The organism is Bacillus nitroreducens, from assembly GCF_964021195.1.
Genome location: NZ_CAXHYI020000003.1, coordinates 469115 through 485640, shown reverse-complemented (window position 1 = coordinate 485640; position 16526 = coordinate 469115). Strand labels below are relative to the sequence as shown.

General features: G+C 35.9%; 15 protein-coding genes. 11 read left to right on the top strand and 4 right to left on the bottom strand.

Annotated elements, in window-relative coordinates; translation table 11 throughout:
- Positions 1-290: 290 nt before the first annotated feature.
- The 3 genes from ACWPVE_RS06105 to ACWPVE_RS06095 all read left to right on the top strand — a co-directional run bounded on the left by ACWPVE_RS06105 (position 291) and on the right by ACWPVE_RS06095 (position 4161).
- On the top strand, positions 291-1448 hold the full coding sequence (locus tag ACWPVE_RS06105; protein ID WP_453991664.1) for an HD domain-containing phosphohydrolase: 1158 nt from the start codon (positions 291-293) through the stop codon (positions 1446-1448).
- 217 nt (positions 1449-1665) lie between these two features.
- Positions 1666-2856: a hypothetical protein gene (locus ACWPVE_RS06100; RefSeq protein WP_453991662.1), complete on the top strand. Its 1191-nt coding sequence runs from the start codon at positions 1666-1668 to the stop codon at positions 2854-2856.
- Between the two features lie 78 nt (positions 2857-2934).
- Positions 2935-4161, top strand: a complete 1227-nt coding sequence (locus ACWPVE_RS06095; protein WP_453991660.1) for an ATP-binding protein — start codon at positions 2935-2937, stop codon at positions 4159-4161.
- 105 nt (positions 4162-4266) lie between these two features.
- Here ACWPVE_RS06095 and ACWPVE_RS06090 read toward each other — a convergent pair whose 3' ends face one another.
- Entirely contained in the window at positions 4267-4491 is a 225-nt protein-coding gene (locus ACWPVE_RS06090) for a hypothetical protein (RefSeq protein WP_453991658.1), read from the bottom strand.
- Positions 4492-4807: 316 nt separating this feature from the next.
- Between ACWPVE_RS06090 and helD the strand changes: the two genes are divergently transcribed.
- On the top strand, positions 4808-7108 hold the full coding sequence (helD, locus tag ACWPVE_RS06085; RefSeq protein ID WP_453991656.1) for an RNA polymerase recycling motor HelD: 2301 nt from the start codon (positions 4808-4810) through the stop codon (positions 7106-7108).
- Between the two features lie 265 nt (positions 7109-7373).
- Here the strand turns inward: helD and ACWPVE_RS06080 are convergent, their stop codons facing one another.
- Positions 7374-8930, bottom strand: a complete 1557-nt coding sequence (locus ACWPVE_RS06080) for an ABC-F family ATP-binding cassette domain-containing protein (RefSeq protein ID WP_453991654.1) — start codon at positions 8928-8930, stop codon at positions 7374-7376.
- Between the two features lie 189 nt (positions 8931-9119).
- On the opposite strand from ACWPVE_RS06080, the gene ACWPVE_RS06075 reads away from it, so the two are divergent.
- Entirely contained in the window at positions 9120-10448 is a 1329-nt protein-coding gene (locus ACWPVE_RS06075) for a polysaccharide biosynthesis protein (RefSeq protein WP_453991652.1), read from the top strand.
- 133 nt (positions 10449-10581) lie between these two features.
- Positions 10582-10704, top strand: a complete 123-nt coding sequence (locus tag ACWPVE_RS06070; RefSeq protein ID WP_453991650.1) for a hypothetical protein — start codon at positions 10582-10584, stop codon at positions 10702-10704.
- Positions 10705-10724: 20 nt separating this feature from the next.
- Here the strand turns inward: ACWPVE_RS06070 and ACWPVE_RS06065 are convergent, their stop codons facing one another.
- Both ACWPVE_RS06065 and ACWPVE_RS06060 read right to left on the bottom strand, forming a co-directional pair.
- Positions 10725-11096, bottom strand: coding sequence for an ArsR/SmtB family transcription factor (locus tag ACWPVE_RS06065; protein ID WP_453991648.1), 372 nt, complete (start codon positions 11094-11096; stop codon positions 10725-10727).
- Positions 11096-11512, bottom strand: coding sequence for an SRPBCC family protein (locus ACWPVE_RS06060; protein WP_453991646.1), 417 nt, complete (start codon positions 11510-11512; stop codon positions 11096-11098). The genes ACWPVE_RS06065 and ACWPVE_RS06060 overlap by 1 nt, the downstream gene beginning before the upstream one ends.
- An 80-nt stretch (positions 11513-11592) precedes the next feature.
- On the opposite strand from ACWPVE_RS06060, the gene ACWPVE_RS06055 reads away from it, so the two are divergent.
- From ACWPVE_RS06055 to ACWPVE_RS06035, 5 genes are all read left to right on the top strand, one after another.
- Positions 11593-11766: a hypothetical protein gene (locus tag ACWPVE_RS06055; protein WP_453991644.1), complete on the top strand. Its 174-nt coding sequence runs from the start codon at positions 11593-11595 to the stop codon at positions 11764-11766.
- A 209-nt stretch (positions 11767-11975) separates the two neighbouring features.
- Positions 11976-13460 (top strand): catalase, encoded by a 1485-nt coding sequence (locus ACWPVE_RS06050; RefSeq protein WP_453991642.1) that lies wholly within the window; start codon positions 11976-11978, stop codon positions 13458-13460.
- Between the two features lie 235 nt (positions 13461-13695).
- Positions 13696-14826: a sensor histidine kinase gene (locus tag ACWPVE_RS06045; protein ID WP_453991640.1), complete on the top strand. Its 1131-nt coding sequence runs from the start codon at positions 13696-13698 to the stop codon at positions 14824-14826.
- 1 nt (position 14827) lies between these two features.
- Positions 14828-15460: a response regulator gene (locus ACWPVE_RS06040; protein WP_453991638.1), complete on the top strand. Its 633-nt coding sequence runs from the start codon at positions 14828-14830 to the stop codon at positions 15458-15460.
- A gap of 126 nt (positions 15461-15586) precedes the next feature.
- On the top strand, positions 15587-16519 hold the full coding sequence (locus tag ACWPVE_RS06035) for an ABC transporter ATP-binding protein (protein WP_453991636.1): 933 nt from the start codon (positions 15587-15589) through the stop codon (positions 16517-16519).
- Positions 16520-16526: the final 7 nt, after the last annotated feature.

Below are 16526 nucleotides of genomic sequence, written 5' to 3'. Positions count from 1 at the left end.
TATGCTTGTCGAGGCGCTTGCACATTTGTTCTTTGGTTCATTCGCAAGACTTTAAGAACGGTTCAAAACCCACTTGTAAGCAATAAGACCTATATAAAAATTGCCAGTATTTATATTTTCTAGGAAGATTTTTATACCTATTTAACTATTTAGTTTGTAGTACAGATGGTTTATAATGAAAATGTCGATATTTGACGAAAAAAGTCTGTGACTTTTGTACCTTTTTTGCGTGAAAAAGAAGGACTTTTGCATATATAGCTAGAAATATAAGAGAAAATGGAGAAAATGAGATGCAGAAAATAACAAAAAAATCTACCATCCTAAGTACTGAGGAAAAAGTAACATTAAAATGGTTTATTGCTCTTTTCTACTTAATAATGGTTGTTTATGATGTGTTTTTTTACTTTATCTATCCAAAATATTTCGTAGGAATCTCACCGGGATTACCGAGTAACTTTGGATATGTAACTTATTTAATAATGTTCTTATTAATTCCAGTAGGGATATATTTGATTAGGAAGGACAAACTTCATCATATTAAATATCTAGTTGTTTTAACTTATATGACTCTCTCTATTGGTAATGATGTTTCATACTATATTAATAGTGCTGCAGAATATAAAAGTGGTAATATTGCAGAAATGATCATTGTGCTATTTTCTCCGATTTTTGTAAATAAAAGGTTTTATTATGTTGTATCGATTAGTGCCTTTATTAGATATTTGCTGACTGGTGTAATTCTTCAGGCATATGAAATTTTTCTACCGTTGTTAATAATTATTGTCTTCTCAATTATAGCACTTATCTTTTTATTAAGATTTCAATCATATATTCAAGCTGTTAAAACATCATATAATGAACAATTAGAAGGAATGGTTAAAGGAGTTATCGCAGCTTTAGAATTGAAAGATCCTTATACAAGAGGTCATAGTGAAAGAGTTGCCAGTTATGCATTGTCACTAGCAAAAGAAGTAAAAAAGTTTACCAATGAAGAATTAACGGCTTTTAAATACGCATGTTTGCTACACGATATAGGTAAAGTTAATATCCCTGATCAAATTCTGATGAAACCTTCAAAACTAACAAATGAAGAATTTGAGGTTATTAAGACGCACCCAGTTGTCGGAGCGGAAGCAGTAAAAAATATTGAAGGGTTAAAAGGAAACATCAGTGTCATACGCTCTCACCATGAACGTTGGGACGGTAAGGGGTACCCAGATAATTTGCAAGGTGAGAACATTCCGTATCTGGCTAGAATTGTAGCGATTGCAGATGCATTTGATGCAATGACGTCTTCTCGATCATATCGAAGTGCCCTTCCGGTTGAGGAGGCATTCAAAAGAATCATTGAGGGAAAAGGCACACAGTTCGATCCTAAATTGGTTGAATCGTTTAAAAAGGTATTTCCATCATGGGTAGAAAGCATAAAAAAACATGGTGTCTTATAAGAAGTTATGAGTTTACTAGAATACTTGAAAGGAGGGATATTATGAAAATAAGGAAACTAAAAAAACAAAAAACAACTTGCTGGTGGTGTCCATGGATGCCTAGACTACCATAGAATATGTAAAGGATGCTTGCTATTAAGAACGCATCCTTTTTTTGTGTTTTTAGGGTAAAATAATAGTGTTGATTTTAAATCGGATTATTAATAGGGTGAATGGATTGAAAATTACTAAGGAAACAATAATAGAACTTCATGAAATAGAAATCCGTAAAGACAATAAAAATTTCATCATAGAAGATCTAGCAACAAAAGAGTTTTATGAGATGCCTTTAGTATGTATTGATGCGTTAAATTTTATTTCGAATGGATTTAAGTTGGGTGAAATTGAGGAAAAGTTGGAAAAAGCTTATCCAGATGAGGAAATTGATATTGTTAAATTTGGTGAACAGCTGCTTGAATTAAATTTAGTACATTCAGTAGATGGAAAAATAATTGAAACTCAAAAAGGCCAGGGAGATAACTTAGGTTTTGAATGGATTCCAACAAGAGTTGGAAAGGCCTTTTTTAATACCTATACCAAATATTTATATGGGGTATTATTCATTGGAAACGTTGCTATCTTTTGTTTCACCCCCTCATTATTCCCGCATTTCATGGACTTATTTGTATTTGATTTACTATCTTTAAACATATTAGTATTAGGTACGTTATCACTAGTTTTAGTTATGATTCATGAATTTGGGCATATATTAGCTATTCGTTCATATAATCTGCCCACCAGCTTAAATATTGGTCATCGATTATATCTAATTGTATTCGAAACAGATCTAACCATGGCTTGGAAACTTCATCCGAAGCAAAGGAATATTCTTTATTTAGCGGGGGTCTGTTTTGACAATGTTGTACTTTTTGTAGCCTTAATTTTACAGTTATTTGCACCCATACAATCAGAAATTATATCGGGATTAATCGGACTAGTAGTTTTTGATGTTATCGTTAGAATTATTTATCAAGCTTGTATCTATATGAAAACTGATTTTTATTATTACTTTGAAAATAAAACAGGGACATATAACTTGATGGAAAATAGCATTCACATGATAAGAAACGTATTCTCTCGTTCAAAACCAGAAAATAAAGAGCTTTTCCAAGGTGAAGAAAAAATTGTTTTATCTTATGCGGTATTTTATTTGGTTGGTGTAGTTATTACACTAGGATTATTTTTCATCTATTACTTACCTCAATTAATCTATATGTTTATAAACATTCTGCCAGGATTTAAAGCTTCTTTTTCAGAGTCATATTTTTGGGATGCAGTCATTTTCACTTTGCAAATGGTTGTGTTAATAGTATTGTTGTTATACTCTTTCTCCAAAAGTTTAAAGAGAAAAAATATCAAAAATTTATAAAGTTTCTCCGTTTAGGACTTTTGGTATATAATATAGTGAATAGAATCACTATGATTATTCAGTTAAAGAGGGCTTCTAATGCAGTTTAATAGAAAAACTATAATGTTACAACATGAAGAAAAGCGAGCATTGACTATTTATTTGATTTTCTTTTATATTACTCTAATCTTATTCGATATGGTTTATTATTTTCTCTATAAAAATAGTGTAGTTCCTACAGGATATAGTAACAATTTGGGTTATGTAAATTACATAGTTTATTTAGGACTGCTTATTCTCGCTTTTTATTTATTAAAAAAGGGAAAGCAGACAGTAATAAAATATATCTACGTAATTAGTTATTTTTCTCTTGCAATCATTTATGATTGTATCGTTTTTATTAAAGAACCATCACTATATGCTAGTGGTAATGCAGCCGAAATAGTGCTTGTTATGTTTTCACCTATATTTATAAATAAACGGTTTTTTTGGGTTGCTTCTATTGGAGCCTTTCTACGCTATATAGTTGTTGGGATAATCATTCAAACATCTTTGGTAATCATACCAATTGTAATCATATTTGTTTTCTCATTAATAGGGTATATCCTCCTAACGCGTTTCTACTCCTATATTGAGGCATTGACAGAGACGCATGAGAAATTAAGGGATAAGGAAAAGTTAGCGTTTGTGGGGCAGATGGCCACTACAATTGGGCATGAGATCCGTAATCCTTTGGCTTCATTAAAAGGGTTTACTCAACTGCAGCGAGAAAAGCACAAAGAGGATGAACAGCACTTTTCGATTATGGAACAGGAGATTGACAGAATTGATTCAATCCTGAATGATTTGCTTGTGATTGGAAAGCCCAGACAACTCAATGTAAAGCAAACTAATTTAATAGACTTGATTAATTATGTTATTTCGATCACGAATCAATCAGAACGAGGAAAACATTCTGTGATTGATATGAACATTGATCAATCCTTCCCAATCATTGAGTGTGACCCGAAACAAATGAAGCAAGTGTTTTTGAATCTAGTTAAAAATGGACTTGAGTCAATGGGAAGCGGAGGAAGACTGACGATTAATGGTAGTCGTACCACAAACAGTACGGTGTCTATTCGAATTTGTGATGAAGGTTGTGGTATTTCAGAGGATGCAAAGAAAAAACTATTTGAGCCATTCTTTACAACGAAGGACTACGGCACAGGATTAGGATTAATGGTGTCTAGAAAAATCATAGAAGACCATCAAGGAATGATTTGCATCAGTAGCACAGAGGGGAAAGGCACGATTGTTGAAATAACATTACCTATCTTTCAATAGGTAAATAAGCTACAAACAGTTGGTAATCCATTGTTTGTGACCACAATGAAAAGAAGTAACCCATCTATAAAAGAGGATTACTTCTTTTTGCGTTAGGCATAGAAGCTATTTCATACCAACTTCTGTTTCTTGGGCGCCCTTATTTTGGTGCCAAATCTTAATATGAGTTAGAATGGTAAAGACGAAAAAGAAATTCATCGCTAGAACACTGACCAGTAACTGAAGATCTCCAAAATAAATCCCAGTATATCCCTTTAGTTTAATTACAATAAATCCTTCAAAGAGCAATAAAAAGACACTTAAAAAAGCTGCAATCCCTGTCCGAATCATGTCATGCTCCCCCTTATGTATATTCCAAATCGATAAACGAGCTATCAAATTGTGTATAAATTGTGAACTAAATCTATTATACAATAGTTTTCACGTTAAGAGTAGAGAAAGCGTTTTAATTATATGAATAATATTATTCCTTAGATGGTTGTTTAAATCTTGCATGAAAGGAAGAAATAGGTTGAAACTAGTGAAGTGCTGTACTATAATCAAAATTACATTTTGTCAAAATACTTTTTTTATTTGAACTCTCACCATGGATTAATTGCTAATTCATGGTTTTTTTGGTCTTTTTAAGGAATATGGAGGTGGTTGGATGACGGACGATAAAGATAAAGACTTCAAGTTGGAAGTGGAAAGATTAGACTTTACGAAAAAATATATGGATATTGTGATTCAAGCATCGGAATCAACCGAGGAGAACTTTCGGGAAAATTTGAAAGGGGCACTTGATGGTGTTGATTTTAAGGATAGTAGCTTGAGTTATTTAAATATGTTAACCAATTCAACCTTGCTTAGAAGGACCCATGAAGAAGTTCGAAGCTTGAAGAAAAACCGAAATAAGCCTTATTTTGCTCGGATAAATTTCACCCAAAAAGAAACAGGGAAAGAGGAAATCCTCTACTTCGGAAAAGTATCCTTATTTGATAAAGAAACCCAAGTTCCGATTATTGTTGACTGGCGCTCACCTGTTGCAAACCTCTATTATGATGGGCGATTAGGAGAAGTTTCTTATGAGGCTGAGGGTGAAGAATATGAAGGATATTTATCCTTAAAGCGTCAGTTTATTATTGAAGAAGGAGAGCTTCAGGAAATTAGAGATGTTGATTTAACAACAACGGATGAGTTGCTGCAAAAGTCTTTGTCTGAAAGTGCAAGTAACCGCCTTACAGATATTGTCTCAACGATTCAAGAGGAGCAAAACAATATCATTCGTGCTGATCTGAATAAGCCCATTATTGTCCAAGGTGCAGCGGGAAGTGGAAAAACAACGATTGCCCTTCATCGAATTTCATATTTTATTTATACCTATGCCGATTATTTTTCACCAGATCAACTCATGATTCTCGCCCCAAACAGGCTATTTATTGATTATATATCAGAGGTGCTTCCAGAATTAGGTGTGGATAACATTTTACAAACAACATTTGTAGATTTCGTGAAAAAGTGCCTTGGAAAACCGATTAAGCTCACAAAACCAGAGGAGAAGTTGCTTGGGTTTATACATGATGAATTTCAAAACCCAGAAATGATAAAGTGGATCTCTGCATTTAAAGGATCACTAGAGTATAGAGATATCCTAGAACATTATGTTGAAGACATATTAAGTTCCCTACTTCCGAAAGAGGATTTCTTTGTATCGAAGTTTCGGCTTTATAAAGCGAGGGATATCCACCATTTAATGACCTATGAATATCGTTATCTTCCATACTACAAGCGACTAGAAAAAATAAAAAGGGTTCTTCAGAATACGGTACGACTTGAAAAGAAAAAAATGCTTCAGAAGGTCACGAAATTTTATGATGATAAGCTTGATAATGTCTTATTTAAAACGAAGATTGATCCAGAACAACGTCGACGTTATGTTACAAAAGCCCTTGATAAAAAAGCTGAGCTCATTGAGGAAATCGTGAAACAATCTCGTACAGCGGTGAATGCCTATATGAAAAAGCTTCCACGCCATGATGTGTTTTATTATTTTCAAAGATTCGTGACCGAGCTATTTCCAACTTACGCAACTGGAATTCTGACGGATGAACAAATTCAATTCTTTGTCGATTATCAAAAACAACTCCAAAAATCAAAACGATATGAATTAGAAGATTTAGCCGCACTTCTTTATTTAAAAGCAAAACTATTTGGAGTGAAAAAAGAGTTGAAAGCCCGGAATGTTGTTATCGATGAAGCGCAGGATTACAGCTACTTTCAATTAGTTTCGTTAAAAACCGCACTCGAAACCGATATGTTTACGATTGTCGGGGATTTAGCGCAAGGCATTCATTCATATCGAGGCATAAATGATTGGGGACCTGTGATCAATCATATTTTTCCAAGGGCGACCTACAAGACTCTTCAAAAAAGTTACAGGACAACGATTGAAATTATGAATACAGCAAATCAATTGCTAGAATTGTTGGAACTAGATTTGCCGATGGTTGAGCCTGTTGTTCGTCATGGAGAAAAGCCGATTTTTCACCAACTAACCGGAAAAGAAAAAGAAACCGTTACTGCACTTACCAACGCTATCAAAGCGCTATATGAGGATGGTATGAAAACGGTGGCGATCATTGGAAAGACGAACAAAGAGTGTCAAAAGGTTGCTAAAGCATTTAAAAAGTATAGTGACCTTCCCGTTCAGCTCTTAAAGGAAAATGAAGAAATCAATAAAGAAGAGGTCGTTATCGTAAGTTCCCACTTATCGAAAGGGTTAGAGTTTGATGCAGTACTGGTTTATTCTGATGATGAATACTTCTACAAAAATGAAATTGATATTAAGCTTCTCTACGTATCGATGACCCGGCCATTGCACAGGTTACACTTCTTCGGGACAGATCTTACGAATTTTCTATTGGATGAAGTGGATGAGGGATTATATGAAAAAGCGCAAAACACCTAAATAGGTGCTTTGCGCAACGTGGTTTATTTACGAACTAGCTATAGCAGCGAGCCCCTCTAGGTCACAAGCCAAGCTGTCGAAAAAAAGGTCAAAGAACAACCTTCTCGACAGCTCTTCTTGTGCTTGTCGGACTTACACAGGACAAGGAAGGCTCCGAAAGCATTAGATTAGCATTTCTCGAGGAAGTGTTGGCATCGACGTTTGCCGTAGGACGTGGCAGTAGTTAGTCGATGTTTCCCTTTCAAAAAGCTTGTGCATGTGTATTTTAGAAAACCTTCGTTGTCCACGATTCAACATTCCACACATCTGTCACCACATCATGGTAAAATTCAGGTTCGTGGCAGATGAGGAGGATGCTTCCTTTATATTCTTTAAGTGCACGTTTTAGTTCATCTTTTGCATCTACATCAAGATGGTTGGTTGGCTCGTCAAGAAGAAGGATATTTGTATCTTTATTAATTAACTTACAAAGGCGTACCTTTGCTTTCTCCCCACCACTTAATACTTCAACCTTACTTTCGATATGCTTCGTCGTTAGACCGCATTTTGCTAGTGCCGCACGTACCTCGTATTGATTAAAGGAAGGGAACTCACTCCAAATTTCTTCAATACACGTGTTATAATTGGCTTCTTTAATCTCTTGTTCAAAATAACCAATTTCTTGATTCTCCCCAAGCTCAACTGTTCCTGAAAGGGGCTTGTTCATGCCAAGGATGCTTCGTAAAAGAGTTGTTTTTCCGATTCCATTGGCTCCAACTAACGCAATTTTTTGGCCTCTTTCCATACGAAGGTTAAGTGGTTTTGAAAGAGGTTCATCATACCCAATTACAAGGTCGTTCGTTTCGAAAATCAGTTTGCTTGATGTTTTACCTACTCTAAAATTAAATTCAGGCTTCGGCTTTTCCTTCGCAAGTTCAATAACTTCCATTTTATCGAGTTTCTTTTGACGAGACATTGCCATATTACGGGTAGAAACACGTGCTTTGTTTCGAGCAACGAAATCTTTAAGTTCAGAAATTTCCTGTTGTTGCTTTTTATAAGCTGCTTCTAGCTGTTGTTTTTTTACTTCATATACTTTCTGGAAATTATCATAATCTCCAACATAGCGGTTAAGCTCTTGATTTTCCATATGATAGATGAGATTGATCACACTATTTAAAAATGGAATATCATGTGAAATCAAAATAAATGCATTTTCATATTCTTGTAAATAACGTTTTAACCAAATGATGTGTTGTTCATCTAAATAGTTGGTTGGCTCGTCAAGTAATAGAATGTCAGGCTTTTCGAGTAATAGCTTTGCGAGTAGCACCTTCGTACGCTGTCCACCACTTAGATCTTGTACATCACGTTCAAGTCCAATATCTTCTAAGCCCAATCCACGAGCAATTTCATCGACTTTGGCGTCAATCACATAAAAGTCATTATTTGTAAGGGTATCTTGAATGATGCCTACCTCTTCAAGCATCTGCTCGAGTTCTTCAGGTGTAGCATCACCCATTTTTCCGTATAATTCATTCATTTGTGCTTCCATGTCAAACAGGTATTTAAAAGCAGTGTTTAATACATCACGAATAGACATCCCTTTTTCAAGCACCGTGTGCTGGTCGAGATACCCCACTCGAACATTTTTTGACCATTCAATTTTTCCAGCATCAGGCTCAAGTTTGCCTGTGATGATATTCATAAAAGTAGATTTACCTTCTCCATTCGCACCGATCAATCCGATATGCTCACCTTTTAGAAGGCGAAACGACACATCATTAAAAATAGCACGGTCCCCAAAACCGTGACTCATATTCGAAACCGTTAAAATACTCATCTATCTACACCTTTTCATTAATTTGGTTATCGCGAAAATCACACATATACCGATTATAAACGAGAAAATAAGAGGTTGGAAAGGGAAGTTTATTAGTAGTGCAGTAAAAATTTTCTTTTAGTCAAATAATCTCCAGACTTGTCTCATATTAATGTATTACTGAATAAAATAGGATAAGGGGCTTACATCATGAATACATTTTTTAAAGGGACATTGGTTCTGGTTATCGCTGCTTTTATTGGGGAATGTGTTGAGTTTTTAATCAATCTCGTTCTTGCAAAAGAGCTTGGTGGGCATGGAATGGGGTTATATATGACCATATTGCCTTCCATCTTCTTGGTTGTTATTTTAGCAAGTCTGGAGTTACCGATCTCCATCTCAAAATTCATTGCTGAAAAAGAGGACAGGTATCATAGGAGTATGCTGAAGCATGCAACTGTGTTAACAACCGTGTTCACAGCCATTATTATTTCGTTGTCACTTGTCATTCTGCCAGTTATACCTGTTTTTGATGATTACCATCCATTTGTTAGATGGCTCGTCATCTTGTTTATTCCAATTGTTTCGTTTTTATCGATTGCCAGAGGGTATTTTATGGGAATCCAATCAATGGGAAGAATTGCCTTTGCGAATTTCTTGCGTAAAGCCGTTCAATTAATTTTATTGGTGTTTATTTATCAATTGCTTGAATTTGAAATTCATACCTCCATACTGATCGCATTATGTACACTTGTTGCAAGTGATTTAATTGTTTTTGGTTATTTAGGCATTGAATATATGATTCACTATCGTAGATTAGGGCAAAGACCAACTTCATCGTTAAGTGGAAAACTAGTACGAAAGAATTTACTTGCTGTGTCATTGCCGACAACAGGTATGCGTATTTTTCATGCAATCTCACACGCAGTTCAGCCGTTTTTAATTAAAGCAGCCCTTTTAAAAGCAGGAATGCCTGCAGCTGTAGCAACAGAACATTTTGGGTTGATGACAGGAGTCGCGTTGACGATCGGTTTCTTTCCAGCGTTCATTGCTCATTCGTTACTAATTGTGTTAATTCCCACTGTGTCTGAAGCATATGCAAAGCGGGATATGTCCCAGTTGCAAAACTTACTTCAACAAGTAATGAAGATCACATTCATGTATGGCATCCCAGCCTGTGTGGTGTTTTACTATTTTGCGGAGCCTCTTACAAAAATTTTCTTTGAATCTTCATCGGCAACTGTGTATTTGCAGATGCTATGGCCGTATTTCTTGTTCCATTTCTTCTTAATACCAATGCAAGCTTATTTAATCGGTCTTGGTTTGGTAAAAGATGCGTTTATTCATAATGTATGGTCAACTGTCGTATCCTTTGGAATTATGTTTGTATTAGGTTCGCTTCAAACACTTCAAATGGAAGGGATCATTATCGGAATGAATATGGGGGCTGTCCTACTTGCTCTTATGCACTATGTGACAATTTGCAGGAAAATCGGTGTGTCCGTGATTTCCACAAAGTTTTTACATACTGCTGCATAATCAATTTGTTTGTTTAAAATTTTACGTTGTCATGATACGTGTTACGGATAATGGCTGCGGCGGTATAACCGAAGAGGAGATTCAAATGGTTGGAAAAGCATTTTTTTTCAACTAAGGAAAAAGCCTTGGCTAAATGATTTGCCAAACTATCATCCAGGATCTCGGCGGTCAAATGACAATCGATAGCGAAGAAAACGAAGGCACAACTGTTGAAATCACGTTACTAATCATGGAAGAAGGTCTTCATCTGGAATGAAGACCTTCGTGTTACTGTGCTCAACTCTTTTCACTAGAATCTGGTGAATCGACCAATTTCAAATCCTTATCTGAACCATTTTCAGCGATATGCTTTAACATAGAAAGTTTATTGTTCCAGAACTGGTCGAAATATCCTAGCCACTCGTGCAGCTCTGAGAATGACTCTGGTTGCAGACGATAGCGTTTTTCCCTTCCGACTTTTTTGCCACTTACTAGTTTTGCCTCAGATAGAATATGAAGATGCTTTGCTACAGCAGTTCGACTCATCGAAAAGTGACTCGTGATTTCTGAAATGGGTAGTTCTTTTTTAGATAATAATCGAAGAACTTCTCTGCGGGTAGGATCTGAAATTGCTTGGAATACATCATATTTCCTAGCAGTTTGACCCACTAATTTGTCGCCACCTGACGTAATTTTTGTACAATGCCTACCCAACCGCCATTCATTGTCTCACGAACTTCTGCAGCAGTACGGCCTGCTTTACCAATGATTTCTTCAGAATCTTTCCAGCCACCATGGATGAGGGTGAATTCAGTATTTCCGTTTACTTCTTTTAAATGAAACTCTACAATCCATCCATCTGTATCCCAAGAAAAAATAAGAAGATGTGGTGCTTCAACCTTTAATACCTTGCAGGGAGAAGGACCAAATGGGGATTGAATATGAAATTCGTGTCCTTCGACGGCTACTAAATTACTAGGCATAAACCATGATTCAATCGCTTCACCAGTAGAAACAAGATCCCATACCTTTTCTATAGGTGCTTCAATTAGAATCGTTTGTTTGATATCAGCTACTTTTGTCATAAATCATTCTCCTTTAATTTTAAATATAACACCATTTGGTTTTATGTTTTGATTATATGAAACCAAATGGTGTTATGTCAATGAATAGGATAAACTTATTTGAAGCGGAACATTCCATTGGTTCACATGCAAGATTCATGAAGTTGGAGTTTGCAGTCTTATTTAAAGAAAGAGTAATAATTGAAAAATTCATAGGATTGGTAAGGGGGAATTACATAGACCAAATCATTTTGAATTGGCTATTTTTCGTGTGAAAATGAACAAGTTGAATCTAGTAATTCTCAATTATATATATAAATGAAAAAGGAATTAGTAGAATATCAGATCCTAAAAACATGTATATCTGATAAGATTAATATATATCACAAAAAATATAAAAATATTAATCATATTAGTTGCAATGAAGTAATTTATACTATATTATAATGATTATAAATTAGTAATAATTTTAGGAGGAAGAATAATGACAGACCAAAATAAAAAAATGACAACGGCATTTGGAGCACCTGTTTCAAATGATGATGATAGTAAAACAGCAGGTAGACGTGGACCAATTGTTATGGAAGATGTTTGGTTATTAGAGAAATTGGCTCACTTTGATAGAGAAGTTATTCCGGAACGTCGTATGCACGCTAAAGGTTCTGGCGCATACGGAACGTTTACAGTTACTAACGACATTACAAAATATACAAAAGCAAAACTATTTTCAGAGGTTGGAAAGAAAACTGATATGTTTATCCGTTTTTCAACGGTAGCGGGTGAACGTGGTGCAGCGGATGCTGAACGTGACATTCGTGGTACAGCTATGAAATTCTACACTGAAGAAGGGAACTGGGACCTTGTAGGAAATAACACGCCAGTATTCTTCTTTAGAGATCCTAAGAGATTCCCAGATTTAAACCATGTTGTAAAACGTGATCCAAGAACAAATATGAAAAACCCACAAGCTAACTGGGATTTCTGGACTTCATTACCTGAAGCACTTCACCAAGTTACAATCGTTATGAGTGACCGTGGAATTCCTGCAAATTACCGTCAAATGCATATGTTCGGAAGTCATACGTACAGCATGATCAATGCAGACAATGAACGTGTTTGGGTAAAATACCACTTCAAGAGCCAGCAAGGAATTCATAACCTGACTGACCAAGAGGCGGAAGCACTAGTAGGTAAAGATCGTGAAAGTAGTCAGAGAGATTTATTTGAGGCTATCGAACGTGGAGACTATCCAAAATGGAAAATGTATATTCAAGTGATGACAGAGGAGCAAGCTTCGAAGCACCCAGATAATCCATTTGACTTAACAAAAGTTTGGTATAAGAAAGATTATCCACTGATCGAAGTTGGGGAAGTAGAGCTTAATCGTAACCCAGAAAACTATTTTGCAGAAGTAGAGCAAGCAGCATTTGCTCCATCTAATATTGTTCCAGGACTAGGTTTTTCACCTGATAGAATGTTACAAGGACGTTTATTCTCATATGGAGATGCACAACGTTACCGTTTAGGTGTAAATCACTGGCAAATCCCTGTAAACTATCCAAAAAATACAGAGAACTTCTGCCCATATCATAGAGATGGTGCAATGAGAATCCATAATCCATCAGTGAACCAAGTACCATATTCACCAAATAGTTATGGTCAATGGAAAGATTCAAAAGAACATCAAGATCCTGCATTAGAATTAGCTGGAGGAGTAGATTTCTACGACTTCCGCCAGGATGATGATAATTACTTTGAACAACCAGGTAAATTATTTAACCTAATGACTGATGATGAAAAGCAAAGACTGTTTGAAAACACAGCTAGAGCTATGCAAGGCACAACAAAAGATATTCAACTTCGTCATATTACACACTGCTACAAAGCAGATGCTGCATACGGTGAAGGTGTAGCACGTGCTTTAGGGATTGATATAAGTGAAGTAGAAGCAGCTGTTTCACAGGAATAATAATTGTAAAACCGTAAGTCCTACCTATAGGGCTTACGGTTTTTTTGGTATCTTCCTGTGATTGTATCTTCTAGTCTGAGGTGCGATGATAAGGGAATCATTGTATAATTTGAATAGAATGTATACAAGGCGGTATTATACCCCTGCGTTAATAACAATGAGGCTACACCGTAGGAACTTATAAGTGATTAAAAGATAGTGATTGAGGCTTTACTTTATCGGAGATGATTTATATATGAAAAAGACGTATTTTATTTGGCTCTTTATTTATATTCTTGTTACTGTGTTCGCTGTCATCGAATTGCCCTTTGTTTCAGAGGTAGAACGTTTAACAGGTATCTGTTTATTTCTAATTATTTTGTTTATTCATCCACTTTTCAAAGAAAAACAGATTGTACAAATCGTATTGTTTTCTATTCAACTCCTACTAACCATTGTAATTTTCTATCCCGTAGATTCTGAATTGAATTCGTTTATATTCTTCATTCACGCATTGATTTTAGCTGAAGCTGTATTCAACCTAACGCGTATTCATAGTTTGATTGTAATAGTCGTTCAAGTTGCGAGTATCTCTTGGATTATATTGGCTTCAAATTTATCTTCTCTCCAAATTGCTTGGTGTGGGGTTTTTAATCTGTTAGTCGTGTTAGGATTATTCCAATATCAAACTATACATAGACGAGAAAATGAAATAGTACAAAAAAACAGTGCTTTATTAGATGAATATAGACGAATGAAACGGCAGCTAGTCATTGAGGAAGAGCAGGCGAGGCAAGATGAACGAAATATGATTGGACATGAAATTCATGATTCTGTTGGACATAAGCTTACAGCCTTACTCATGCAATTAGAGGTATTCCGTTTAGGTGCAGATGAGAAAGACAAACAGAAGATTTTAAAACTGAAGGAATTAGCTGAGCATAGCTTGGATGAAACAAGACGAGCTGTAAAATCATTTAAGCAAAAGGATGTCGGTGGGCTTCAAGGGGTCATGCGATTAATTCGCAAGCTAGAAATGGAGAGTTTTATGAAAATCCATTTTTCAGTTAAACATGGTGCCTTCGCTGCCCCGTTAACAGGTGAGCAGTCTTTTGCGATTTATCGATCGGTGCAAGAGGCATTGACTAATATAATGAAGCATAGCTCGACTAGGGAAGCACAAGTCTCATTTGAATCTCCAGGAGGAAGTATTTTTCGATTTGAGGTTATAAACAAGTCAACCTTTAATCCGTTTTTTCAAGAAGGATATGGGTTGAAGGCGATGAGAGAACGATTAGAAAAAGTTGGAGGTTCCTGTGAAATTATTCATGATGAACAACAATTTATTGTTAGAGGAACCATAGCTTTAATTGAACGAGGTGGATAGGATGATTAAGGTAATGCTTGCGGAAGATCAGGTAATGGTGCGGCAAGGACTCAAAGTGATGATTGAAACAGATGAAGAGATTAAAGTCACAGGAGAAGCAGATAATGGAAAAGAAGCAGTTAATCTTTGTGAAAAAAACGTTTATGACGTAGCGATATTAGATATTCGAATGCCTGAAATGGATGGAATTGAGGCTGCAAAAATTTTGCGCGCTCGCTACCCTCATTTGAAAATTCTAATGCTGACCACTTTTGATGACAATGGCTTGGTGATGGATGCGTTAAAGCTAGGTGTAAATGGTTATATGCTGAAAAATGGAGATACAGATTCACTTATTCGTTCGATTAAAAGTGCCATGAGTGGCGGCTTATCACTCGAGGAGCAAGTAGCTGCAAAAGTAATGCCAGTTTTACTCCAGAATCAAGAGGAGGAATCGATTGATCCAACATTAACTCCAAGGGAAAGAGCGATTCTGAAGTGTATTGGGGAAGGCATGAACAATAAGGAGGTTGCTGATACTCTTGGGCTTTCAGTAGGAACGGTCAAGAATCAAACCAGTCATATTTTAGATAAGTTAGAATTAAGGGATCGTACTCAACTAGCCATTTATGCGATTCGGAACAGATTAGTTTAATAAAAAAAGAAAAAATGACAAAAGTAACAATAGAATGTTTGCAGAATGACCATTGTCAGTAGTGACGATGGTCTTTTTATTTTATGATGCCATTATAACGATAGTAAGTAGCTGGGAGGCGAATTCATGCTTGAAGCAATACGTTTAACGAAGACATATAAAGGAAAGTCGGCAGTTAAGGATGTAAATCTATATTTAAATAATGGTGAATCAGTCGGATTATTAGGACCAAATGGGGCTGGAAAGTCCACGACGATTTCAATGATTTCATCCCTCATAAAGCCTACGAGTGGTGAGATTAAGTTCAATGGCATTAATACGATTGATAAACCAGGAGAAATTAGAAAGATTCTAGGCGTAGTTCCACAGGAAATCGCTCTATATCAAGATTTGACGGCTTATGAGAATCTAAAGTTTTTTGGTTCAATTTATAACATGAGAGGAGCAGAGCTAGAAAAAAGGATTCAACATGCATTAGTCATGGTTGGGCTAGAAGACCGACAAAAAGATTTAGTGAAAACTTTTTCGGGTGGGATGAAGAGAAGAATCAACATCGCCGCGGCCTTGTTACACGAACCGAAAATCCTGATATTAGATGAGCCAACGGTCGGTATTGACCCACAATCGAGAAATCATATTTTAGAAACAGTGCGTCGGTTAAATAAGGATAGTGGTACAACCGTTCTTTACACGAGTCACTACATGGAAGAAGTTGAGCAGCTTTGTGATCGCTTATACATCATGGATCATGGTGAAATTATTGCTGCTGGTACAAAAGCAGAATTACTTAGTATTTTATCGACTGAAGATACAATTAAAGTTGAAGTTGATGCTTTGAACGAAGCTTTTGTTGAGAAGGTAAAAAGTCTCGAAGGCATTCGCAAGGTAGAGGCATCGCATTTGGAAATGAAAATTATCGCAAAAAAAGGGAGCAATCTGATTAATAAGCTTGTTCATCTAACGGAGGAACACCATATCCAAATGATAAATTACCAAACAGAAACACCTAGTTTGGAAGATGTGTTTCTTCATTTGACAGGACGTACATTAAGGGATTAAGGGGGGA